Source organism: Rhizobium sp. SRI_017 (genome assembly GCF_057586295.1).
Window position 1 is genome coordinate 110,125 of sequence record NZ_JBYCZP010000004.1, and the last position, 21,539, is coordinate 131,663.

The following is a 21,539-nucleotide window of genomic DNA, read 5'->3' on the forward strand; positions in this document are numbered from 1 at the left end:
ACCCACAACAAATCAGGCAAATAGAATTCGGAGCGCGCGCGATGGCCAATAGCGGACTTCCTTTCGACGATTTTCGCGAGCTCATCGCCAATCTGCCTGGTCCCGTGAGCCAGGCGCTCGCCGACGCACGTGCCCGCGACAGCCAACTCACCAAGCCGCCCGGCGCACTCGGCCGGCTGGAGGAGATCGCCTTTTGGCTCGCTGCCTGGACGGGCCGCAAGCCGTCCGTGACCCGGCCGCTGGTCGCGATTTTCGCCGGCAACCATGGCGTGACGCGCCAGCGGGTGACGCCCTATCCGTCCGAAGTCACCAAGCAGATGGTCGCGAACTTCTCCAACGGCGGCGCGGCGATCAACCAGATTTGCGCTGCCTATGATCTCGGACTCAAGGTCTTCGACCTCGCGCTCGACTATCCGACGGGCGACATCACCGAGGAAGCAGCGCTGTCCGAACGCGACTGCGCCGCCACCATGGCCTTCGGCATGGAGGCGATCGCCGGCGGCACGGACCTGCTCTGCGTCGGCGAAATGGGCATCGGCAACACGACCGTCGCTGCAGCGATCAACCTCGCGCTCTATGGCGGCACGGCTGCCGAATGGGTCGGCCCGGGCACCGGATCTGAAGGCGAGGTACTTCAGCGCAAGATCGCGGCCGTCGAGAAGGCCGTCGACCTGCATCGCGATCATCTTTCGGACCCGCTTGAGCTGCTGCGTCGCCTGGGCGGCCGCGAGATTGCGGCGATGGCTGGCGCAATCCTTGCCGCACGCATGGAACGCATTCCTGTCATCATTGACGGTTACGTGGCAACTGCTGCTGCCGCTGTGCTGCGCGCCGCCAACCCGTCGGCGCTCGACCATTGCCTGATCGGCCATGTCTCGGGCGAGCCGGGACATCTGAAGGCGATCGAAAAGCTCGGAAAGACGCCGCTTCTCGCGCTCGGCATGCGGCTGGGTGAGGGGACCGGTGCTGCGCTCGCCGCCGGCATCGTCAAGGCCGCCGCCGCATGCCATAGCGGCATGGCGACTTTCGAATCCGCCGGCGTCTCCAACAAGGATTGACGCCGGCCTGGTCCGCGCCTGCCTCGGTTGCCATGGCGCTATCCGGTTTGCAAAGCCTGAGAGGATATGTTCAAAGCGATGACGGATATTGGGGCAACAGACGCCATGCAGGAGCCTGAAGGGAAGAAGCGGGGTCTTGCGCACCTCTTCGCCGCCGGCAGCTATTCGCTTGCCGGATTTGTCCGCGTTCTGAAGGAATCGGCTTTCCGGCAGGAGATCGTCTTCTTCCTCGCCTCGCTCGCACTCTTTGCCTTCATCGGCGCCTCTCTTCCCGAATTCCTCGGCCTTGTCATCATTTTCCTGCTGATGTTCGGCATCGAAGCGCTGAATACGGCGATCGAGGAACTGGTCGATCGCGTCTCGCCGGAGGTTTCCCGCACCGGCAAGCACGCCAAGGATCTCGGCTCTTTTGCTGTCTTCTGCACGCTGGTCGCGGCGGCTCTCTATATCGCCTACGTCGTCTTCCTTTAGGCGTGCGCCTTCTTCCGGTAATCCGCCGGCTCCTCCTCGACAGCGGAGACTGGCTGCAGCACGCGCTTAGCCGGCAGAATCGCGATGGCTTCGGTGCCTTCGCGCAGGCGGGATTTCAGCAGGAACGACCCGTCATGTTTGTGCAGCAACGCCTGGACGATCGGCAGACCGAGGCCCGTACCTTGTTCCGCACTCTTAATCGCGATCGAGCCCTGACCGAAGGCTGACAGCACGACCGGGATTTCCTCCTCGGGAATGCCAGGTCCATTGTCCTTGATCGAGACATACTGCCCGCCCGAGGCGGTCCAGCCAGCCTTGACGACGATCTCGCCGCCCTTCGGCGTGAACTTCACGGCATTCGACAGCAAGTTCAGCACGACCTGGCGGATTGCCTTCTCGTCGGCCCAGAGCGAAGGCATTTCCGGTTCGAACTGGTTGAAGATCTGGATGTCCTTGGCACGCGCGCGGAGCTGCACCATGCCGATACAGTCCTCGGTGATGTCGACGAGTTGCACCGCCTCTTCATTGAGCTGGTAGCGGCCGGCCTCGATGCGGGAGAGGTCGAGAATCTCGTTGATGAGGTTGAGGAGATGCTGGCCCGACGTATGAATGTCGGAGACATATTCCTTGTAGGTCGGATTGTTGAGCGGGCCGAGCACCTCGGTCGCCATGACTTCCGAAAAGCCGAGGATTGCGTTGAGCGGCGTGCGGAGCTCATGCGACATCGAGGCAAGGAAGCGAGACTTGGCGAGGTTGGCTTCCTCTGCGCGACGCCGGGCTTCGTCCGACATTGACTTTGCCACTTCGAGCTCGGCGATCAGGTCATCCTTCTCCGACTGGAAGGAGAGGACCTTGACGTTGGAACTGTAGAGGCGATCGGTGATGAAGGTGAAGAAGGCGAGTGAAGTCGTGAAGACGGCGGTCAGCGCTACGTCGAGGGGATCGCGTCCGAGATAGGATGTGGTAATGAGCGCGATCACGACGGGCAGGAACGTATAGAGTGTCGCCCCTCGCAGCATGACGAAGGCGAATGATGTCGCCGACAGTGCAATCAGCAGCGTCGCGCCCTTGAAGAAAAAGAAATAGCTCGGATCGCACGCCGCGCAGCCGGTCAGAGCAAACCAGCCCCAGCAGAGGCCCGACAGGATCTGGACCGCGAGCAAGCGTTTGCGCCATTTTACCGCCGCCTCGGCCGACGTGTTGGCCTTGCGGGCGCGCCTGACCACCAGCAAGTGGACCGAGTGAACCATCAGCGAGGTGATGATCCACGGCAGAAGATCGAGATTGTCGCCGAAATAGCCGGCGGTAGCACCGACGAGCACGACGAAAAGCGGCATCAGTGCCGCGGACTGCTCGAGCGACGACAGATGGATGTCGAGCATCTCGCGCTCGAACATGCCGAGCCCCTGGCCATTGGTCTGAAGCTTTTCGCGCGTATCCTTGACGGCCTTTGCCGTGTCGCGATTCTTCGAAGCGCGCGACCGGTAGACGATAATCTTGTCAGGCGATGAACTGGCGCTATTACTCATGACACAAACCGGTTCGCATTCCGCGCGTGGTCACGAGAATAGCGCCCAATCCTTAAGAAGATGCTTCCGCGCTAAGGATTTGTTTTCCATGTCGTGCCAGCAGCCCTGAGAATTTAGATGAATAAAAATTATTTAAAATCAATATGATGTGCTCATTTGTCTAGAAAATACTTTGGAAGACCCGACGTTGCGTAACGTTGATCCCGTTCTGAAACACGTTTACCACGATGGACATGCACGCAACGCCCGCCGCTGAGCCGATCGAGAGCCTTTCCGCCTCGATCGCCGCGTGCCGTCTGTGCCGTGACGCTGCGACCAAGCCACTGCCGCATGAACCGAGGCCCATCGCAGTGCTATCGACAATCGCCAGGATCTTGATTGCGGGTCAGGCGCCCGGCCTGCGCGTTCATGAAACCGGTATTCCTTTCAACGACGCCTCCGGCAACCGTTTGCGCGACTGGCTCGGCGTCACGCGTGACCAATTCTATGATCCCGCCAATTTCGCCATCCTGCCCATGGGGTTCTGTTTCCCCGGCTACGACCCGCATGGTTCGGATCTGCCACCACGCAAGGAGTGTGCGCCGCTCTGGCGCGAAAGGGCGCTGGCTGTCATGCCGCAGATAGAACTCGTGCTCGCCATCGGCGGCTACGCCCAGAAATGGCATCTTGGATCAGCCATGGCGCCATCGATGACGGACACTGTTCGTGACTGGCAAAGCCATCTGGCGATCGGCGTGCTGCCCCTGCCGCATCCGAGCTGGCGCAACACCGGCTGGTTGAAGAAGAACCTGTGGTTCGAGGCGGAGTTGCTTCCGGCCCTCCGGGGCAAAGTTTCGCGGTGGATTGCCTGAAAGCGCTTCCCCATTTTCGCGAGTTTGATGTATGAGTGGAAAAATTTTGCTCCGGAGGCACGAATGGACCGGCTTGATAGAAAAATCTTGAGGCTTATTCAGGAGGATTCCACCCTCGCGGTGGCCGACCTCGCCAAAAAGGTTGGACTTTCGACGACGCCGTGCTGGCGTCGAATCCAGAAGATGGAAGAGGATGGCGTCATCCGCCGTCGGGTGGCGCTGCTCGATCCCATCAAGGTCAATACCAAGGTCACGGTCTTCGTCTCGATCCGCACCAATTCGCATTCGATAGAATGGCTCAAGCGCTTCTCAGAAGTCGTGTCGGAGTTCCCCGAAGTCGTGGAATTCTATCGCATGTCCGGTGACGTGGATTACCTGCTGCGCGTCGTCGTGCCCGACATCGCCGCCTATGACGCCTTCTACAAGCGCATGATCGCTAAGATCGAGATCCGCGATGTCTCCTCCGCCTTCGCCATGGAGCAGATCAAATACACGACCGAACTGCCGCTCGACTATATGATGCTCGAGCAGGCGAAAAGCATGGAAGACTGAGATTGTCGGGGCCAGGCTCGGTTCACTGACCCAGCTTGGCCAGCACTTTCGCGCTGGTCAGTTCCTTCACCGCATCCTTGCCGACCCAGCGTTTCGTCTTTTCCTCGCTCGTGGCGAGCCTTTCGGACAGTTTCAGTGCAGGGCCGTGGCAAGCCGCGTTGCGCTTGCCGATCTGCCGGAGCGCCCAGTTGACGGCCTTCCTCACGAAGTTGCGCGGATCGCTTGCATGCTTTTCGATCAACGGCAGCCAGTTGAGCAGGGTCGCATCCGGCTCCTTCTTCATATGCACAGCGCTCCACGCGATCATGGCGAAGGCGGTGCGGCGGACGAATTCACGCTCGTCGGCGGCAAACTCGGCGATCAGGGGTTCCTGAAGCTTCGCATCGGCGAAAAGGTCCGAGACGCCGTCGACAATCTCCCAACTGTTGAACTCCGCCGCCCAACTGCGTGCGATGTCGGCGGTGATTTTCTTGGGCTCGGCGGTGAAGGCGGCCAGCAGCCGGGCCTCGCGGATGCCGCTCGCCCAGAGTTCGAGCGCACGATCATGATTACGCTTGATCTTCCGCCCGATGGCGCGAAGCGTGGTGTTGGAAATGCCGAGCGCGGTCTCAGTGTCGATGCCGAACCGGCCCATGCCCTCGATATTCGTCTCGTCGCGCAGCGATTTGAGGTAGGCGATCACCTCACCGGTATTCCAGGCGGGATTGGGCTCGTCCATCGGCTCAGGGCTCCGGCGGGTCGAAGGTGATCTTCACGTCTTTCCAACTGTCGTATTCGTCTTCGGGCAGGCGATAAGGCGCACAGGCCTTGATGGCACGGCTGGCGCTGGCGACGAACTGCTTGCTGTATTCGAGAATAGCGGGATTTGCGACAATGGTGGGCACGCTTGTCAGGGCGCCATCGCGACCGAGCTTGAAGGTCAGCGTCACCGCAGTCGTCGATTTGGTCACATCGCCAGGAGCCGCCCAGCAGCGTACGATCTGGCGCCGCAATTCGGCGATGATTTCCACTTGACCTGCGACGGCCCCCTGCGCCGGCGCAAGGGCCGCGGGTGCCAGAAGCATCATCGCGGCCCAACTCTGCACGGCTTACTTTTCCAGCCGTGCGAGCAGCGAGGACGTATCCCAGCGCTGGCCGCCCATCTCCTGGACATCGGCATAGAACTGATCCACCAGGGCCGTGACCGGCAGTTTGGCACCGTTGCGGCGCGCTTCGGTGAGGCAGATCCCGAGATCCTTGCGCATCCAGTCGACAGCAAAGCCGAATTCGAACTTTCCTTCATTCATCGTCTTGTGGCGGTTCTCCATCTGCCAGGAGCCGGCAGCACCCTTGCTGAGCACCGCCATGAGCTGCTCGACATCAAGCCCGGCCCGCTTGGCGAAATGCACGCCTTCCGACAAGCCTTGAACGAGGCCAGCGATGCAGATCTGGTTGACCATTTTGGCGAGCTGCCCGGAACCTGCCGGTCCCATTAGGCCGACCATGCGGGCATAGGCATCGATAACGGGCTTGGCGCGCTCGAAGTCGCGCGGGTCGCCGCCGCACATGACGGTCAGCACGCCATTTTCTGCGCCTGCCTGGCCACCGGAGACTGGAGCATCGATGAAATGGCAGCCCTTCGCGCGCGCTACCGCGTCGAGTTCGCGCGCCACATCTGCGCTTGCCGTCGTATTGTCGATCAGGATGGCGCCCGATTTCATCGCCTTGATGCAGCCCTCGGGACCAACGGTGACCTCGCGGAGGTCGTCGTCGTTGCCGACGCATGTAAAGACGAAATCGACGTCTTCAGCGGCGCCTGCGGGTGTCGAAGCGGCGTATCCGCCATATTCGGCCGCCCAGTTGGCCGCCTTGATCGCGGTCCGGTTATACACCGTTACGTCGTGGCCGCCCTTGCGCTTGAGGTGCCCGGCCATGGGATAGCCCATGACGCCCAATCCGATGAAGGCGACTTTTGCCATTTCAATTCTCCTGCCAGTCTGCTGCATGCAGGATTAGCGGAAACGGGGGCCTGGCGAAAGCCGCGGGGCCGACGATTCAGCTCGTCTTCCGCGCCACAACCAAGTGCCCCTCGATCGGTTCGCCGTTCTCGAGCCGGATCGTGATGTCACCAACCTCGATCACATCGAAGCCCGCCGCCGCCAGCGTCTTTCGGACATAGCTCTCCGCATGCGCAAATCGCTGATGCGGCCCGACCATGAAGTCGCGGCCGGCGAGGGTCTCGTCCGGCAGCGTCTCGGAGGAGAAGAAGAAGCAGCCGCCTTTTTCGAGATTGTCGGCGACGCCAAAGAAGAGTTCTTCGAGGAAGCCGACATAAGGAAGGACGTCGGTGGCGGTGACGATGTCGAAGGGGCCGTCCTCGTTGTCTTCCAGGAAGTCGGCAGCTTCGGCGACATAAAGTGTCTCGTAGAGGTCTTTTTCATGGGCGATTTCGACCATGTTTTCGGAGAGGTCGAGGCCGACCATCTCGCCACAGATGTCGCGCAACGCGCCGCCGGTAAGGCCGGTGCCGCAGCCGAGGTCGAGGAGTTTCTTGAACGGACCGAGTTTCAGCGCCTGGATGCGCTCGCGCACCATCAGCGGCACGCAATATTCGAGTTGGTCGACGAGGATGGATTCGAAGGCTTCGGCGTGCTGGTCGAACAATGTCTCGACATAGGCATCGGGCGCCTTGGGCGGGACTTCGCCAAATCCCATTGACGCCAGCCGGACGGCCGCGCCACCATGGTCTTCCGGATCAAGCGCGAGCACCTTCCGATAGGCCTTTGCGGCCTTTTCGAAGTCGCCGGCCTTTTCAAGCGCCAGCGCCTCGTTATAGGCGGCGGCAAGCGCCTTTTCGTCGATCTTCTTTTTCTTCGCCATCGTTCCGCGCTGTCTCCGACCGTGTGCGGGCGGTCATAAGCGGGCAGGGCGGCGAATGCAACGGCTCAATGGATGATGAAGTCACCCTTGAGCGTGCGCCATTCCGTCGGCGAAATCAGCCTTTGATGGACATAGCGCACCGAGTGCAGCGGACCCTCGATCTTCTCTTTCCAGAACTTCAGGAAGGACGTCATCTCCGGAAAGTTCGGAGCCAGATCATAATGCTGCCATATGAACTTCTGCAGCAGGGAAGGATGGTCCGGCATACGGTAGAGGATTTCGGCGGTGGTCAGGCCGTAGCCCTTAAGTCGCATTTCCATTTCATTCGTCATGGCAACCTCGTCTGGTTGTTGCGTCTACATGACAATGAAACGACAGAAGGCTTAACCGCGCATTAACCAAGGTTACAATAAATAGCCCGGTTCTGCTCAGCGCTTGAGATGGCGTGTCAGCCGCTGCTCGAGCAGGTTCCAGACATTGCGCAGAAGCTCGACGATCGCGAGATAGAGAACCGCGGCCCAGAGATACATCTGGAAGTCGAATGTGCGCGAATAAGCGCGGCGCGTTTCGCCCATCAGGTCGAAGACGGTGACGATCGCGACGATCGCCGATCCCTTGACCATCAGGATGATTTCGTTGCCGTAGGGACGAAGTGCCACCATCAGGGCCTGCGGCAGGATCACGCGGAGGAAGGTCGGCACCTTGTGCAGACCGAGCGCCTGCGACGCCTCCCATTGGCCGCGTGCAACGCTCTGGATCGCGCCGCGCAGGATTTCGGCCTGATAGGCGGCGGTATTAAGGCTGAAGGCGAGCAGCGCGCAGTTGTAGGCGTCCTTGAAGAACCACCACAGGCCGATCTCGCTGAGCGCCGGCCGGAAGCTGCCGAGGCCGTAGTAGATCAGGAACACCTGCATGATCAGCGGGGTGCCGCGAAACAGGTAGACATAGCCATAAGCGATCGATGCGAGCACGCCCGACCGCTGCATCCGGGCGAAGGTCAGCGGCAGCGACAGGATCGCGCCGAGCACGAGCGAGGTCGCGACGAGCTCGAGCGTCACACCGAGGCCACGCAGCATGGCAGGCGCGTATTTGAAGAATTTTTCCTGGTCGAAGTCCTCGACCGCCGTGATGACGATGCTTGCGAAGAGCGCCGCCCAAAGCGCCATGAAGACGATGCCGGCAAGGCGGGCGATTGTGAAGCGGCGTGCTGCTGCGGGCGGTGCCGGTTGCGGCGCGATCATGGAATCGGCGATGCTCAATGCCGTACCTCCGCGCGCCGGGCCCGGGTCTCAATCCACGAGAAGATGAAGGACGACAGAATCGCCAGCACCAGGAAAAGAATGCAGGCGAGCCCATAGAAGAAGAAGGCCTGCTTGGTCACCTTGGCGGCGATGCCGGTCTGGCGGAGAATGTCCGGCAGGCCGATGGCCGAGACGAGGGCCGTGTCCTTGAGCAGGATCATCCAGAGATTGCCGAGGCCGGGCAGGGCGATGCGGATGAGCTGGGGAACGATCACGAGCCGCATGGTCTGGCCGTGATGCAGCCCGAGCGCGTAGCCGCCTTCATATTGCCCACGTGGAATGGCCTTGAAGGCCGATTGGAGGACTTCGGAGCAATAGGCGGAAAAGACGACACCGACGGCGATCATGCCGGCGAAGAAGGGATTGATTTCAACCGAGCCTGAATAGCCGAGCGGCAGCAGTGCCTGACTGATGACCAGCGGCAAGCCGTAATAGATGATAAACAGGGTGAGCAGTTCGGGCAGACCGCGGAAAAGCGTGGTGTAAATGTCGCCGGCAGTCCTGAGGAATTTTTCTTCGGACTGCTTGGTGAGCGCGATGAAGAAGCCGATCACCAATCCAACCGGAAGCGTGCAGATGGCAAGGCTCGCCGTCACATAGAAGCCGCTTGCGACGTCATCACCCCAGCCGGTATCGCCGCAGGAGAGGATAGTGTCGGAGAAGAAGATCTTGAAAATACCGACCGGCCCGCAGAGTGGATCGATCGTGGAAAGCACGGGATGGATGATTGCCCATATGCCACTTGCGAGCCAATTTATGGCGTCCCATAGCGGCGCGAGTATTGACGTCTGAGCCTCCGCCGGCGCGGTGACTTCGGTCTCCATGCTTTCCCCCGTCCTGTTCCCGGACTTTGTCTCTTACTAGAAACAAAAACGGCGGGAGGGCAACCCTCCCGCCGTCAGATTCACTATCAATTTCGGTCTAATCAACCACCATAGACGTCGAAATCAAAATACTTGTCGTTGATTTCCTTGTACTTGCCATTCGCACGGATCGCCTTGATCGCGGCGTTGAATTTTTCGCGCAGCGCATCCTCGCCCTTGCGGATCGCGATGCCGGCGCCCTGGCCGTTGATGACCGGATCGACCGGAAGGGCTGCGAGGATCTTGCAGCACTCGCCTTCCTTGCTCTTGACCCACTCTGACAGGACGACGACGTCGTCGATGACACCATCGACGCGGCCATTGATCAAGTCGAGCTTATACTCTTCCGAGGTCGGATAGAGCTTGATCTCGGATTTCTTGAAATGTGCCTCGGCATAGTTGGAATGGGTGGTTGAACCCTGCACGCCCAAGATCTTGTCATCAAGGCCGGCTTCGCTCGCGTCGGTGAGCGGCGAGTCCTTGGCAACAGCGATCGCCGGTCCGGTGTTGTAATATTTCTCGGTGAAATCGACCTTCAGCTTGCGCTCATCGGTGATCGACATCGAGGCGATGATGGCGTCGAACTTCTTGGCCTGCAGCGCCGGAATGATGCCGTCCCAATCCTGGGTGACGAAGGTGCATTCGGCCTTCATCTCTTCGCAGAGCGCCTTGGCAATATCGATGTCAAAGCCGGTCAGCGAGCCGTCGGCCTGCAGATTGTTGAAGGGCGGATAAGCGCCTTCCGTACCGATCACGATCTTGTCTGCGGCAATGGCTGCGCTCGAGAGCGCGCTGAGAACCGTGACGGCTGCGGCGATGGCGAGACGTTTTGTCAGTCGCATTGTTTTCTTCCCCTTGTTCGGTTCCGTGTCCATTCTTGGTTTTCACTGGGCACACGGGTCATGCTTGCGCGGGAGAGTGGCCCCGCATCGTGCGATACTCCTACGGTTCGGCCGCCAAAATCAACAGGAAAGAAGGGCGCGGCCGCAAATCCGCGCGTGCCGCAAGTTAAGGAAGGTGAACCTCCGGTGAAGGGCTGGTTCAGTCCCGGTAAAGCCGGAACCAATTAGCAATGGCACCGTTCCCGACGGCCGGCACCACAAAATCGCCCTCAATCTGGGCAGGGTCGGGCGCGAGATTCGGAAATAGGACAAGAGAGGACAACACTCATGGCAATCAAGAAACGGCTTCTGGCCACGGCCGCAATTCCCTTCCTGGCAATTGTCGGCGCCGGACTGCCCGCTTCGGCGGCGGTCGTGAGACCGGTGGCGGCCATCGAGGCCAAGAGCCCCATCTTCACGGTGCAGAGCGAGGAAGAGCTGCAGCCGAAGAAGCATCGCAAGCGCGACAGCCAGCAGACCCAGGATCCTGCCGTGACCGAAGGTGGCAACGACGCAGCCGTCGAGGAGCAGGCACCCAAGAAGCGCAAGAAGCAGCAGCAGGCTGAAGAGCAGCAGATGCAGGAAGCGGTGCCCGCTGACAATGCGGAAGCCGTCGAGGAGCCAGCCCCGAAGAAGCGCAAGAAGCAGCAACAGGCCGAAGAGCAGCAGATGGAGGAGGTTCAGCCCTCCGACAATGCGGAAGCCGTCGAAGAACCGGCGCCGAAAAAGCGCAAGAAACAGCAACAGGCCGAGGAACAGCAGCAGATCGACGAGGCGCAGCCTGCTGACAATGCTGAGGCCATCGAAGAACAGGCGCCCAAGAAGCGAAAGAAACAACAGCAGGCCGAAGAGCAGCAGGACGCCCAGCCTTCCGATCAGGTGAGCGACGAGGATATCGTCAACCAGAGCAAGAAGCGCAAGAAGCAGCAGCAGGCCGAAGAGCAGCAGACAGACGAGGCACAGCCCTCGGACAATGCCGAGGCGACCGAAGAGCCCGTGCGCAAGAAGCGCAATCAGGACCAGCAGCAGGCTGACGACCAGCAGCAGGCCGATCCTGCCCAGGTGAGCGACGAGGATATCGTCAATCAGAGCAAGAAAAAGAAGAAGAAGGATCAGGCCGAGGCAGAGACGCCCGAGGTGATCGAGAAGCGTGAAGAGATCGCCAAGGATCCTTCCAAGACCGCCGACACAGTCGTGCTGCCGGTCGAAAACGGTGCAGCCGTGCTCGACTCGGACAAGGACGCTGACAACGGTGGCGCCAACCGTGAGAAGCGCAAGCGCCAGCGTGAGAAAGTCGAAGAGGTCAAGGTCCCCGAGTCCGATAAGGACGCCCAGAAGACCGATGTCAACATCGTCATCAAGCCGATGATCGACCTGAAGGGCGAGCGCGTCGACGACTTCCAGGGCTATCGCCGCCCCGAAGGCAAGATCGTCGGCAAGGGCGATGATGTCAGGGTCGTCTTCGATCTCGATGGCAGGATCGTCATCCGCAGCGACGACCGCCATCGCCTCGGCCGCGACGAGCGTATCGACTACGAGCGTCTCCGCGACGACCGGATCAAGGAGGTCATCATTCGTCCGAATGGCGACCGCATTGTTACCATCCGCAATCGTTGGGGCGAGATCATCCGCCGCTCGCGCATCGACAACCGCGACGTCGAAATCGTGATCTTCTACTCGCCGGACCTCGAGCGTGGCCGTGATCGGCTGTTCCTGCGCGATCCCGGTGACGAACTGCCGCCGATGCGCCTGCGCGTGCCGATCGACGACTACATCATCGACGTCTCGAGCAATCGTGACCGCGACTATGACTACGAGGAGTTCCTCGCGAAGCCTCCGGTCGAACAGGTCGAGCGGGTCTACTCGGTCGAAGAAGTGAAGAACTCGGCCCGTGTCCGTGACAAGGTGCGCCGTATCGACCTCGATACGATCACCTTCGAGACGGGAAGCGCGGAGATCGATCGGGAGCAGGCTTCAACCCTCCGGGAAGTCGCCCAGGCGATCAACGGAATCCTGGAGCGCGACCCAGGTGAGACCTTCCTGATCGAGGGTCACACAGACGCGGTAGGTTCGGATGAATCGAACCTCGTTCTCTCGGACGAGCGTGCTGAGTCAGTCGCGAGTGTCCTGTCGGAACTCTTCGACATCCCCGCGGAAAACCTTACGACGCAGGGCTATGGCGAGCGCTATCTGAAGATCGACACTGATGGCGACGAACGGGCGAACCGCCGCGTTACGATCCGGCGGATTACCTCGCTGGTAAAGCCGGCCGAGGTCTCCGAGAACTAAGCGAAGCCGTCTGACATCGCGAGGCCCGCCGGTGCGAACCGGTGGGCCTTTCCCGTTTTGAAACGCCGGCATCGTTCTTGGTGGAAAAGGGCTAACGGCTTGGGCCGCAATTGCGAGTCAAAAGCAGCGATCCGTGATATTATTCGGGGTGGTTTCAAATTTCGCGCAAGCTTCGCTGCCTATTGAAGATGCAGAAATATTGAGAGTCGGATCATGACCCTGGTCTTCTGGATCATTGTGTTGTCGGTTTTCCTCGGCTTCTTCTTCTGGGCCACGAACCTCTTGAAGACCGAAGCTGACGGCGAGCGATTCGACGCGGGCCTTGCAATCATCGAGTTCGGCAAGGCCTATCCCAACGAGGCGATCCGCCAGGTTCTGATATCCGCCGATGGTGAGATGGTGTTTCTACGCCTCTGGACTGGCCGTACCGGCCTGATGCGTCGAGATGGCAATCGTGAATATTGCCATCTCGTCGACCCTGCCGATGTCCGCATCTCCGCGGAAGCGGGCGGGAAGTCGCTGACGATCACCTTCCCGACGCTCAAGCAGATGAGCGGCACGGTCAATTTCCGGTCCGAAAAAGAGGCTGCCGAAGTCGGCCTCTGGCTGCTGGGCGGCATGACGGCCGCTATTCCGCAGGAACTTCCGCTTCCAAACCACGCGTAATTTCAGCCGGTGGCAGGCCAAGCCACGCCCGGCAATCCATCAGCGCGCGCTCTGCCATGAGATTCTTCCTGACGATCGACTTTTCCTTGCCACGGAAGCGCTTGCCGTTGTCCGGCCGCTGGATCGCGCCAGGCGCCAGTTCGGGAAACAGGCCGAAATTGATATTCATCGGCTGGAACGACCGCTTGCCTGGCTCATCGTCGGAGACGAGGTGGCCGCCGGTAATATGGTTGAGCAGTGCACCGAACGCAGACGTGACCGGCGGGATCATGAGCGGCTCGCCGAGCCGTTCGGCGGCAGCGAACCGGCCGGCGAGCAGGCCGATGCTCGAACTCTCGACATAACCCTCGCAGCCGGTGATTTGGCCAGCAAAGCGCAAGCCGGGTCGCGACTTGAGCTGCAGGCTGCCATCAAGCAGGACTGGCGAATTGATATAGGTATTGCGGTGCAGGCCGCCGAGACGGGCGAATTCGGCGTTTTCCAGCCCCGGAATCATCCGGAGAATCTCGGTCTGGGCGCCGTATTTCAGCTTCGTCTGGAAACCGACCATGTTGTACAGCGTGCCGAGCGCATTATCCTGACGGAGTTGGACGACCGCATAGGCCTTGACCGCGGGATTATGCGCGTTGGTGAGACCCATCGGCTTCATTGGGCCGTGGCGCAGCGTCTCGGGACCACGCTCCGCCATCACTTCGATCGGCAGGCAGCCGTCGAAATAGGGCACGTGTTCCCATTCCTTGAAAACAGTCTTCTCGCCCGCGATCAACGCATTGACGAAGGCCTCGTACTGCGACTTGTCCATCGGGCAATTGATATAGTCCTTGCCAGTCCCGCCCGGGCCGACCTTGTCGTAGCGCGATTGGTACCAGGCCACATCCATGTTGATGGAGTCGCGGTGCACGATCGGAGCGATGGCATCGAAGAAGGATAGCGAATCGCTGCCGCTTTCCCGCGCGATCGCCTCGCCGAGCGAGGGCGCGGTGAGGGGACCTGTCGCGATAATCGCACTGTCCCACTCGCGCGGCGGCAGACCACTGATTTCCTCTCGAACGACTGTGATCAATGGATGAGCAAGAATGCGCTCGGTGACCGCTTCTGCGAAACCCTCGCGATCGACGGCAAGCGCGCCGCCGGCCGGCACCTGGTTGGCGTCCGCCGCGGCCATAATGACCGAGCCGGCAAGCCGAAGTTCGGCATGCAGCACGCCGACAGCATTCGCAGTCGCGTCATCGGAGCGGAAGGAATTGGAGCAGACCAGTTCGGCGAGCTTGTCGGTCTTGTGCGCGTCGGTCATGCGCAGGCCGCGCATTTCGTGAATGATGGCCGGAATGCCGCGCTGGGCAATTTGCCAGGCAGCCTCGGAACCGGCGAGCCCGCCGCCAACGATGTGAATAGGTGAGGGTGTTTTCGTCATGGTGGCGCTCTTAGCAAAAAATGGCGGCGACACCAATGGAGAAAGGAAGAAGGAGGGAACCTTGGAATCGAAAACGCCGCCCTGGGAGGAGGCGGCGTTTTAATGGTTCCGCATCGAATAATCTTAGCGGAAAGTACGGGCAGCGATGCCGCGGATCTGGTAGCGGCTCACGCCGATGTCGTTCAGGGTCTCGTTGGAGAGATTGCTGAGCTCGGAGAGCGTGCGGCGATACTGGACCCAATTGAAGGCGATACGAAGCGGGTTCATGGACGTTTCCTCTTTAGACTTATTTTGCTCCGGCCCTTTGGCCGTGCTTCAAACTTGATGTCGTTATACACGCGAATAATTATATTGTGCAGTGCAAATAATATGCAGCTGCCATGCATTTAAGCATTGGTCGCACAGAAAACAGGCGGGGGCCAAAAAGGCGCCATAAGTTAACGGAAAAGGTCTGCGATTGTCGGCGCTTGCGGAAATACGTGCCCAGAATCTGGAAGCGGGCAGGGGCGTCGCAGGCGAGCGTTTGCGGCTTTCGCATTCGCAGCATAAGCGAAGAGCAAAAACAAAAAGCCGCCGGACGTGCCGGCGGCTTTTCGGTCTTGGGAGGACTGTCGTGACGGGACTGTTCGTCCCTAGGTCTGTCGCCGGAGCGGCAGAGGTATTAGAGAACTGCCTTGCGGGCGACCGAACGGATGTCCTGGCGGGCGATGCCAAGGTCGGCGAGCTCGCGGTTGGACATGCGGCCGAGTTCGGTAACAGTCTGGCGATACTTGACCCAGTTGTTGTAGGCGCGTGTGAGGTTCATTTTCATTTCCTTTCGTCGTGGCTTCGGTCCGGATGACCTCTGCCCTTGAATTTGATGATTGGAAGATAATGCTGCATCGCACCAAACACCAGCGCGTATGCGGCAGTGCACCTATGCGCAATTTGCAATTCACGCGCCTAACTATCAGGAAATGTTAACAAAAAGTTCAAACAAGTGGCAAAAACGTGGCAATCGCGCGGCGATCTTGGGCAACTGCCCAATCGATGGGCAAATGGGAAATCTACGATTGCGCCCAGAAAAACAGCAACTTGGCAGAGCGCAATATGATGAAATGGGCTCAAGCCTGAGACTCAAAACGCCCACCGGGGGAGGAGATCCGGTGGGCGTCGTTGAGTATGACTGACAGCTGGGAGGAGGAGTGCCATCAGTCAAATCGAAGACGCGCTGGGAGGAGGAGTGCGCAATCTCCGAATATGTTTCGCTCTATCGAGCGGGCATTTTCATCGGGACTTCCCGGCAGCGGCTCGCCAACTCCGCTTCGACTATCTTCGAAAGAACCCGTCCTTCGATGCTTTGAATATAGTCTGACTTTTCGCTTTTGTGCAGTGCAATAAAAGCATGGTCGATATGCGTTTGCTGCACGACTGAGAAGCTGTCGGAACTATCTTCCTTATATTCATTCTGGCGCAAATAAGTTTAGGAAAAATTAACGCGCGGAAAGTTAGTCCTCCGCGGTTGAGCGAAAATCAGTCGCGGGATTCTTCGTTTGGCTTCGTGGGCGTAGAAAGATGCTTCGTGCAACGGCAGTCGGTGAAGATTGCAGAGCTGGCGTGACCTCTGACGCACTTGTCGTGTGGGCCGTCGTCGTCGGTTGACGGCCATCCATGGGCCGGCTACAAGCCGCTCCTATATTGCGGGTGTGGCGGAATTGGTAGACGCACCAGATTTAGGTTCTGGCGCCAAAAGCGTGGGGGTTCGAGTCCCTCCACCCGCACCAACGTCCATGCAGGCATTCTGGAAGGCGGCCTGGAGCTTTTCTCATATATGGCCTTCCTTGGGCAAAAATGTGCCTGAAAGTCGTGCGACAATGCCATTTCGCTTGCAAAACTTTCGTGAATTTGCATAAAGCCGTCCCCACGGATGGGCGGGTTGGGCTCATTTCAAGGTCGGGCAGGCAGGCAGTGCGCCGCCCGCTAGAGATAAAGGTAGGAACATGCAGGTAATTGAAACGCTCGCTGAAGGGCTGAAGCGCGAACTCAAGGTCGTGATCCCGGCCAAGGACATGGAAGCGCGCATGAATGAGCGCCTCGAAGACGTGAAGGGCCGCGTGCGTATCAACGGCTTCCGTCCGGGCAAGGTGCCGCCTGCGCATATCAAAAAGATGTACGGCAAGTCCGTCATGGCTGAACTCGTCAACGAGATCATCCAGAAGCGACCATCCGAAATCCTCTCCGAGCGCGGCGAAAAGTCGGCGACGCAGCCGGAAATCGCCATGACCGAGGACGAGAAGGAGGCCGACAAGATCCTTAACGCCCTGGCCGACTTCGAATTCACGCTCTCCTATGAAGTGATCCCGGCCATCGAGCTCAAGGACGTCTCCGGCATCAAGGTTGTCAGGGAAGTCGTCGAGATCCCGGAATCCGAAGTCAACGAGCAGATCGAGCGCATCGCCGAAAGCACGCGTTCCTACGAGGAAAAGAAGGGCAAGGCCGCCAATGGCGACCGCGTGACCATGGATTACGAAGGCAAGGTCGACGGCGTTCCCTTCGACGGCGGCAAGGATTCCAATGCCGAACTCGTTCTCGGCTCGGGCCGTTTCATCCCGGGCTTCGAGGAACAGCTCGTTGGCCTCAAGGCTGGCGACGAGAAGACTATCACCGTGAACTTCCCGGCCGACTATCCGGCCCCGAACCTCGCCGGCAAGGAAGCCACCTTCGACGTTTCCGTCAAGGCGATCGCTTCCCCGGACAAGCTCGAAATCAATGATGAGCTCGCCTCCAAGCTCGGCCTCGAATCCGAAGCCAAGCTGCGCGAAATCGTCCGCGGCCAGATCGAAAGCCAGTTCGGCAACATCACCCGCCAGAAGCTGAAGCGTCAGATCCTCGACCAGATGGACGACCTCTACGCTTTCGAGGTGCCGCAGACCCTCGTCGATGCCGAGTTCGAGCAGATCTGGCGGCAGATCAACGGCGACCTCGCTCAGTCCGGCAAGACCTTCGAGGATGAAGACACGACCGAAGAGAAGGCGCGCGACGAATATCGCACGCTCGCCGAGCGCCGCGTCAAGCTCGGCCTCGTGCTTTCCGAAATCGGTGAGAAGGCCGGAGTCGAAGTTTCCGAAGACGAGATGAACAAGGCGCTCTACGCCCAGATCTCGCAGTTCCCGGGCCAGGAAAAGGAAATCATCGAGTATTTCCGCAAGACTCCGGGCGCCATTGCCGGCCTCCGCGCTCCGATCTTCGAAGAAAAGGTGGTTGATCACCTGCTCAATGAGATCAAGGTCACCGACAAGACCGTGACCAAGGAAGAGCTGATGGCCGACGACGAGGAAGAGGGTGGCAAGCCCGCCAAGGAAGCCAAGTCGGCGCCGAAGAAGAAGGCCGCCAAGGCCGAGGCCGCTGAGGAAGCGTCAGAGGAAGCTGCTCCGAAGAAGAAGGCTCCGGCCAAGAAAAAAGCCGCCGACGCGGAATAAGCCGGCCAAATTGCTGATGGACGACGAGGCCGCCCGAGAGGGTGGCCTCTCTCTTTTCGGGACGGTTCCCGCGAAGCCTGGTCAGGCGAGGATGAAATCCGAGCTGGTCATGCTGGCTTCCAGACGGTTCTCGACCCTGAGCGTATCGCCATTGCCGAAATTGATCAGGAAATCGCCGGCGGAATTGGCGCCGAGCGTCTGGATGTCGGCGAATGTCAGGCCCATGCCGACAAGGTCAATCTTGTCGCCGGCGGTGAAGTCCATGATCTGGTCGTTCCCACCGCCCGTGCGAAAGAAGAAGGTGTCATCGCCGGCATTTCCGGTCAGCTTGTTGTTCGCGCCATTGCCCCTGAGCAGGTCGTCACCCGCGCCGCCGATGGCGTTCTCGATCAGCGATGACGTGTTGCCCTCGAAAAGCAGCGCATTGTAAATATTGCCACTCGCGATACGATCCTTGTTGCCGGAGAACTGGTCGAGATCCGCAAGCTGGCTCTTCTTAAAAATGCTAAACTGGCCTGGCCTGAGATCGATCTGCAGATCAGCGGAATACGCGCTCAGATCGTAGCTGTCCTCGCCCGCACCGTCCCAGATCGTTGCGAAGATGCGGTTCTTCTCCGGATTGACGCCCACCGCGCCGTTGACGAATGTGTTGCCGCTATTGGGTTTCCAGGAATAGACGGTGTTGCCGCTATTGGCCGTGAAGTCTGCACCATACATGTGCTGCAGTGCCCTGATATCTGCCATCATATATGTCTGGGGAAAGCCATGCAGCTCGTTGCTGTAGCCGCCGCCACCTTTCTGGCCGGCATAGCTGTGGTAGGTCATGACGGAATATTCGAGCGAGTCATACTTGCCATGGAGCGTCGTCTTGATGTGGTCGAAACTGACGGCGTCGTGGCCATGCTTGAGGCCGAGCGCGTGGCCGGTCTCGTGAAGCACTGTGGTAAATGCGTAGTGTCCGACCTTCGGATTGTCGTAGATTGAGTCCTTGCCGAACCACACATCGCCGCCGATGTCGCCTCCGGCGGGATAATAGGCATAGGCGGTGGGGTTGGCCTCTCTGGATTCCGCATAGCGGATATCGGCATTCTTGCCGCTGCCTTCGCTCACGTCGAGCTTGGTGAAACCCTCGACCGAGAACGCGTCATTGGCTGTGCCGCCATAGTCCTCGTCTAGGGCTTGGCGAGCCGCATTCTGGATCTTGTTGTTGACCGGTGCAAAGCCGTGGTCCCGCTCTCCCTTGTAGCCATAATCGCCCTTGTTGTCGGGAAAGGAGTATGTGAGCGAAGCGCCCGACCATTCGTAGCCGGAGAGCACCCCATCGGCGAGGTCGTCGCCGGACTTCGTGACCGTACCTGTCGCGGCGCGCGCGATCATGCCTTGAGACTCAGGAATGATGTCAGTCTTGTATTTCATGCCGTCCCCGTCTTCAAATTGTGCCCTTGCAGCTGGTTACCGAACTTATGACGTGACCATGAATCTTTTTATTCCCCGAGAATATCGCTTCCCTGAAAATCGTTTCTGATAAGAATAGGGTGCGGTAAAACTGCGCCTCGTTGAACGTTGGGGGAATTTCATGTCGATCGGTTTGCGCTCTTTGGCCTTGGGGTTGCTGCTTGCCGCGCCCGCGCTTGGGCACGCCGCCAACAGTTCGGCGCTCGTCATCGGCATCGATCAATACACCGCGGTTGCAAGCCTCGATGGTGCGACAAACGATGCCCAGGACATCACCGCCGCGTTTAGCGCCAATGGCAATACGCGGGTGGTCAAGCTGACGAACCGGGAGGCGACAAAGGCCAATATTGTCAATGCCTGGACGACGCTGCTCAACGAAGCGCAGTCCGGCGATACGATCTTCGTCACCTATGCCGGCCATGGCGCGCAACTGAGGGAACTCAACCCCGGCGACGAACGCGACGGGCTCGACGAGTTCTGGGTGCTTCCGGGGTTTGATCCCAAGAACCTGCGCGAGACCTGGCGGGAATCGGTCTTCGACAACGAACTCAATCAATGGTTCACAGAAGCTGGCCACAAGGGCGTCAAGGTCGTCCTCGTTTCCGACTCCTGCCATTCGGGCGGCATGGATCGCGCGGTCAAGGGCAAGAAGCGCTTCGTGGAATTCGGCGACAGCCGGATGCTGTCGGAACTGCTCGCCATGGTCAGCGGCAGCGCCAGCACGGACGCCGTGATGCAGGCCGAGAATCGTACACCGGAGAATGTCACCATGCTCGCGGCAACGGCCGAGGCACTGCCGGTGCCCGAGGTCGTGATCGAGGGACGGTCGCGCGGTGCACTCTCCTGGGCCTTTGCACGTGCGCTTGAAGGCAAGGCCGATCAGAATGGTGACGGCACCGTCAGCCGCATCGAGCTCGAAGACTATGTCATGTCAACGGTGCGGATGCGTTCCGAGGCCTTGCAGAATCCCGTCTTCACGCCAGTCGCTGCACGAAGCGATGAGAATCTCTTCTCCGTGAGCTACGCGCCCGTCGTTGCTTCGTCGGCGCGTCCCGCCGAGAAGACTGGACGCCGGCCGATGGTGCGCGCGCGCGAACTCGGCTTCGACCCCCTCCTGCCGCTGGTCGTGACCGGAACGGATCTCGTTCCTGACGATGTCGAGGGCGGCGCCCATGCCTATGAATGGGATGCCAAGACGGGGCTCTTCCGCTCGCCGAATGGCGACGTCGTGGCCGAGAAGGTCAGCGCTTTTACCGTCAACGACATCGTGTCCAAATTCATCCTGCTCGACTTCCTCAAGGCGATTGCCTCGCAGAATCCCGGGAAGATGATGATCGCGCCGGAAAAGCAGCTCTACCTCGCTGGCGAGCACATCAAGTTCAATGCGACCCGCGGCGACTATCGCAACATGCTGGTGTTCAATCTCGCCAATACCGGCGAGGTGCAGCTTCTCGATCTCGTCGTCGACAACCAGCCGCAGATGAAGTCGCCGCTCAAGGAAATGAAGGTCGTCGAACCCTTCGGCTCGGATCATCTGGTGGTGATATCCTCGAACGAACAGCTGGAGGCGGTCGGTCGCGCCATCGAGCGCGGCATGAACCCCAAGGAATTGCTTGCGGCCCTGTCCCAGCGCATCGACGGCACCGATTCGTCGATCGCCATTCTGCCGCTATATACCCGCTCGCGGTGAGCCGACGGCTGTTCGGCTCCCCTTCATGTAGGCGTCATCGGCTAGTTTCCCCTGGGCTGGCTGAATAGAGGGTCGCGGCATGATTTGGCACCAAGAAGCGATGCTTGGGCCCTGCAGCGCACTGGCAAGTCACACTTCGGCGCATCACATCCTGCGGCGACCTCGCGCTGCGACGACTCTGATGGCGCGAGATCAGACAGGC

22 protein-coding genes and 1 tRNA gene are annotated in these 21,539 nt (G+C 59.8%); 10 read left to right on the forward strand and 13 right to left on the reverse strand.

The window, feature by feature from the left end; all coding sequences use genetic code 11:
• Positions 1 to 41 precede the first annotated feature (41 nt).
• On the forward strand, positions 42 to 1,058 hold the full coding sequence (cobT, locus tag AC2YI2_RS10755; RefSeq protein ID WP_487386469.1) for a nicotinate-nucleotide--dimethylbenzimidazole phosphoribosyltransferase: 1,017 nt from the start codon (positions 42 to 44) through the stop codon (positions 1,056 to 1,058).
• 78 nt (positions 1,059 to 1,136) lie between these two features.
• Positions 1,137 to 1,529, forward strand: a complete 393-nt coding sequence (locus AC2YI2_RS10760) for a diacylglycerol kinase (RefSeq protein WP_487386470.1) — start codon at positions 1,137 to 1,139, stop codon at positions 1,527 to 1,529.
• Here AC2YI2_RS10760 and AC2YI2_RS10765 read toward each other — a convergent pair.
• Entirely contained in the window at positions 1,526 to 3,058 is a 1,533-nt protein-coding gene (locus AC2YI2_RS10765; RefSeq protein ID WP_487386471.1) for a sensor histidine kinase, read from the reverse strand. The genes AC2YI2_RS10760 and AC2YI2_RS10765 overlap by 4 nt on opposite strands.
• A gap of 233 nt (positions 3,059 to 3,291) precedes the next feature.
• Here AC2YI2_RS10765 and AC2YI2_RS10770 point away from each other — a divergent pair, with 233 nt between their 5' ends.
• On the forward strand, positions 3,292 to 3,909 hold the full coding sequence (locus AC2YI2_RS10770; protein ID WP_487386847.1) for a uracil-DNA glycosylase family protein: 618 nt from the start codon (positions 3,292 to 3,294) through the stop codon (positions 3,907 to 3,909).
• Positions 3,910 to 3,972: 63 nt separating this feature from the next.
• On the forward strand, positions 3,973 to 4,461 hold the full coding sequence (locus AC2YI2_RS10775) for an Lrp/AsnC family transcriptional regulator (RefSeq protein ID WP_487386472.1): 489 nt from the start codon (positions 3,973 to 3,975) through the stop codon (positions 4,459 to 4,461).
• Between the two features lie 22 nt (positions 4,462 to 4,483).
• Here the strand turns inward: AC2YI2_RS10775 and AC2YI2_RS10780 are convergent, their stop codons facing one another.
• The 8 genes from AC2YI2_RS10780 to AC2YI2_RS10815 all read right to left on the reverse strand — a co-directional run bounded on the left by AC2YI2_RS10780 (position 4,484) and on the right by AC2YI2_RS10815 (position 10,326).
• The gene (locus AC2YI2_RS10780) at positions 4,484 to 5,179 is read right to left on the reverse strand and encodes a DNA alkylation repair protein (protein ID WP_487386473.1); all 696 of its coding nucleotides are present in this window, start codon (positions 5,177 to 5,179) and stop codon (positions 4,484 to 4,486) included.
• A 4-nt stretch (positions 5,180 to 5,183) separates the two neighbouring features.
• On the reverse strand, positions 5,184 to 5,546 hold the full coding sequence (locus AC2YI2_RS10785; RefSeq protein ID WP_487386474.1) for a cell envelope integrity TolA family protein: 363 nt from the start codon (positions 5,544 to 5,546) through the stop codon (positions 5,184 to 5,186).
• Positions 5,547 to 5,549: 3 nt separating this feature from the next.
• A complete protein-coding gene (locus AC2YI2_RS10790; protein WP_487386475.1) occupies positions 5,550 to 6,446 on the reverse strand; it encodes an NAD(P)-dependent oxidoreductase in 897 nt (298 codons plus the stop codon).
• A 49-nt stretch (positions 6,447 to 6,495) separates the two neighbouring features.
• A complete protein-coding gene (locus AC2YI2_RS10795) occupies positions 6,496 to 7,320 on the reverse strand; it encodes a class I SAM-dependent methyltransferase (RefSeq protein ID WP_487386476.1) in 825 nt (274 codons plus the stop codon).
• Between the two features lie 65 nt (positions 7,321 to 7,385).
• Positions 7,386 to 7,652 carry an usg protein gene (locus AC2YI2_RS10800; RefSeq protein ID WP_487386477.1) on the reverse strand — a complete coding sequence of 89 codons (267 nt, stop codon included), beginning with the start codon at positions 7,650 to 7,652 and terminating at the stop codon, positions 7,386 to 7,388.
• A gap of 96 nt (positions 7,653 to 7,748) precedes the next feature.
• On the reverse strand, positions 7,749 to 8,579 hold the full coding sequence (locus AC2YI2_RS10805) for an ABC transporter permease (protein WP_487386478.1): 831 nt from the start codon (positions 8,577 to 8,579) through the stop codon (positions 7,749 to 7,751).
• Entirely contained in the window at positions 8,576 to 9,379 is an 804-nt protein-coding gene (locus AC2YI2_RS10810) for an ABC transporter permease (RefSeq protein ID WP_487386848.1), read from the reverse strand. The genes AC2YI2_RS10805 and AC2YI2_RS10810 overlap by 4 nt, the downstream gene beginning before the upstream one ends.
• A gap of 167 nt (positions 9,380 to 9,546) precedes the next feature.
• Complete coding sequence (locus AC2YI2_RS10815) at positions 9,547 to 10,326, reverse strand: lysine/arginine/ornithine ABC transporter substrate-binding protein (protein ID WP_487386479.1); 780 nt, start codon at positions 10,324 to 10,326, stop codon at positions 9,547 to 9,549.
• A gap of 327 nt (positions 10,327 to 10,653) precedes the next feature.
• Between AC2YI2_RS10815 and AC2YI2_RS10820 the strand changes: the two genes are divergently transcribed.
• On the forward strand, positions 10,654 to 12,654 hold the full coding sequence (locus AC2YI2_RS10820; protein WP_487386480.1) for an OmpA family protein: 2,001 nt from the start codon (positions 10,654 to 10,656) through the stop codon (positions 12,652 to 12,654).
• A 213-nt stretch (positions 12,655 to 12,867) separates the two neighbouring features.
• Complete coding sequence (locus AC2YI2_RS10825; protein WP_487386481.1) at positions 12,868 to 13,320, forward strand: hypothetical protein; 453 nt, start codon at positions 12,868 to 12,870, stop codon at positions 13,318 to 13,320.
• Here the strand turns inward: AC2YI2_RS10825 and trmFO are convergent.
• The 3 genes from trmFO to AC2YI2_RS10840 all read right to left on the reverse strand — a co-directional run bounded on the left by trmFO (position 13,283) and on the right by AC2YI2_RS10840 (position 15,539).
• Positions 13,283 to 14,734 carry a methylenetetrahydrofolate--tRNA-(uracil(54)-C(5))-methyltransferase (FADH(2)-oxidizing) TrmFO gene (gene trmFO / locus AC2YI2_RS10830; RefSeq protein ID WP_487386482.1) on the reverse strand — a complete coding sequence of 484 codons (1,452 nt, stop codon included), beginning with the start codon at positions 14,732 to 14,734 and terminating at the stop codon, positions 13,283 to 13,285. The genes AC2YI2_RS10825 and trmFO overlap by 38 nt on opposite strands.
• 123 nt (positions 14,735 to 14,857) lie before the next feature.
• Positions 14,858 to 15,001 (reverse strand): DUF1127 domain-containing protein, encoded by a 144-nt coding sequence (locus tag AC2YI2_RS10835; protein WP_487386483.1) that lies wholly within the window; start codon positions 14,999 to 15,001, stop codon positions 14,858 to 14,860.
• Positions 15,002 to 15,395: 394 nt separating this feature from the next.
• Entirely contained in the window at positions 15,396 to 15,539 is a 144-nt protein-coding gene (locus AC2YI2_RS10840) for a DUF1127 domain-containing protein (protein ID WP_487386484.1), read from the reverse strand.
• A gap of 58 nt (positions 15,540 to 15,597) precedes the next feature.
• Here AC2YI2_RS10840 and AC2YI2_RS10845 point away from each other — a divergent pair, with 58 nt between their 5' ends.
• The 3 genes from AC2YI2_RS10845 to tig all read left to right on the forward strand — a co-directional run bounded on the left by AC2YI2_RS10845 (position 15,598) and on the right by tig (position 18,192).
• Positions 15,598 to 15,903 carry a hypothetical protein gene (locus tag AC2YI2_RS10845; RefSeq protein WP_487386485.1) on the forward strand — a complete coding sequence of 102 codons (306 nt, stop codon included), beginning with the start codon at positions 15,598 to 15,600 and terminating at the stop codon, positions 15,901 to 15,903.
• Positions 15,904 to 16,413: 510 nt separating this feature from the next.
• Positions 16,414 to 16,497, forward strand: a tRNA-Leu gene (locus tag AC2YI2_RS10850).
• A gap of 216 nt (positions 16,498 to 16,713) precedes the next feature.
• Complete coding sequence (tig, locus tag AC2YI2_RS10855) at positions 16,714 to 18,192, forward strand: trigger factor (protein WP_487386486.1); 1,479 nt, start codon at positions 16,714 to 16,716, stop codon at positions 18,190 to 18,192.
• An 81-nt stretch (positions 18,193 to 18,273) separates the two neighbouring features.
• On the opposite strand, the gene AC2YI2_RS10860 is transcribed toward tig, so the two are convergent.
• On the reverse strand, positions 18,274 to 19,608 hold the full coding sequence (locus AC2YI2_RS10860) for a M10 family metallopeptidase (protein WP_487386487.1): 1,335 nt from the start codon (positions 19,606 to 19,608) through the stop codon (positions 18,274 to 18,276).
• A 160-nt stretch (positions 19,609 to 19,768) separates the two neighbouring features.
• On the opposite strand from AC2YI2_RS10860, the gene AC2YI2_RS10865 reads away from it, so the two are divergent.
• A complete protein-coding gene (locus AC2YI2_RS10865) occupies positions 19,769 to 21,337 on the forward strand; it encodes a caspase family protein (RefSeq protein ID WP_487386488.1) in 1,569 nt (522 codons plus the stop codon).
• The last annotated feature ends 202 nt before the right edge of the window (positions 21,338 to 21,539 follow it).

Bases quoted from the DNA above. Each gene is read 5' to 3' on its own strand.
- cobT (WP_487386469.1), top strand. From the start codon at position 42: ATGGCCAATAGCGGACTTCCTTTCGACGATTTTCGCGAGCTCATCGCC.
- AC2YI2_RS10760 (WP_487386470.1), top strand. From the start codon at position 1,137: ATGACGGATATTGGGGCAACAGACGCCATGCAGGAGCCTGAAGGGAAG.
- AC2YI2_RS10765 (WP_487386471.1), bottom strand. From the start codon at position 3,058: ATGAGTAATAGCGCCAGTTCATCGCCTGACAAGATTATCGTCTACCGG.
- AC2YI2_RS10770 (WP_487386847.1), top strand. From the start codon at position 3,292: ATGCACGCAACGCCCGCCGCTGAGCCGATCGAGAGCCTTTCCGCCTCG.
- AC2YI2_RS10775 (WP_487386472.1), top strand. From the start codon at position 3,973: ATGGACCGGCTTGATAGAAAAATCTTGAGGCTTATTCAGGAGGATTCC.
- AC2YI2_RS10780 (WP_487386473.1), bottom strand. From the start codon at position 5,179: ATGGACGAGCCCAATCCCGCCTGGAATACCGGTGAGGTGATCGCCTAC.
- AC2YI2_RS10790 (WP_487386475.1), bottom strand. From the start codon at position 6,446: ATGCAGCAGACTGGCAGGAGAATTGAAATGGCAAAAGTCGCCTTCATC.
- AC2YI2_RS10795 (WP_487386476.1), bottom strand. From the start codon at position 7,320: ATGGCGAAGAAAAAGAAGATCGACGAAAAGGCGCTTGCCGCCGCCTAT.
- AC2YI2_RS10800 (WP_487386477.1), bottom strand. From the start codon at position 7,652: ATGACGAATGAAATGGAAATGCGACTTAAGGGCTACGGCCTGACCACC.
- AC2YI2_RS10815 (WP_487386479.1), bottom strand. From the start codon at position 10,326: ATGCGACTGACAAAACGTCTCGCCATCGCCGCAGCCGTCACGGTTCTC.
- AC2YI2_RS10820 (WP_487386480.1), top strand. From the start codon at position 10,654: ATGGCAATCAAGAAACGGCTTCTGGCCACGGCCGCAATTCCCTTCCTG.
- AC2YI2_RS10825 (WP_487386481.1), top strand. From the start codon at position 12,868: ATGACCCTGGTCTTCTGGATCATTGTGTTGTCGGTTTTCCTCGGCTTC.
- trmFO (WP_487386482.1), bottom strand. From the start codon at position 14,734: ATGACGAAAACACCCTCACCTATTCACATCGTTGGCGGCGGGCTCGCC.
- AC2YI2_RS10835 (WP_487386483.1), bottom strand. From the start codon at position 15,001: ATGAACCCGCTTCGTATCGCCTTCAATTGGGTCCAGTATCGCCGCACG.
- AC2YI2_RS10840 (WP_487386484.1), bottom strand. From the start codon at position 15,539: ATGAACCTCACACGCGCCTACAACAACTGGGTCAAGTATCGCCAGACT.
- tig (WP_487386486.1), top strand. From the start codon at position 16,714: ATGCAGGTAATTGAAACGCTCGCTGAAGGGCTGAAGCGCGAACTCAAG.
- AC2YI2_RS10860 (WP_487386487.1), bottom strand. From the start codon at position 19,608: ATGAAATACAAGACTGACATCATTCCTGAGTCTCAAGGCATGATCGCG.
- AC2YI2_RS10865 (WP_487386488.1), top strand. From the start codon at position 19,769: ATGTCGATCGGTTTGCGCTCTTTGGCCTTGGGGTTGCTGCTTGCCGCG.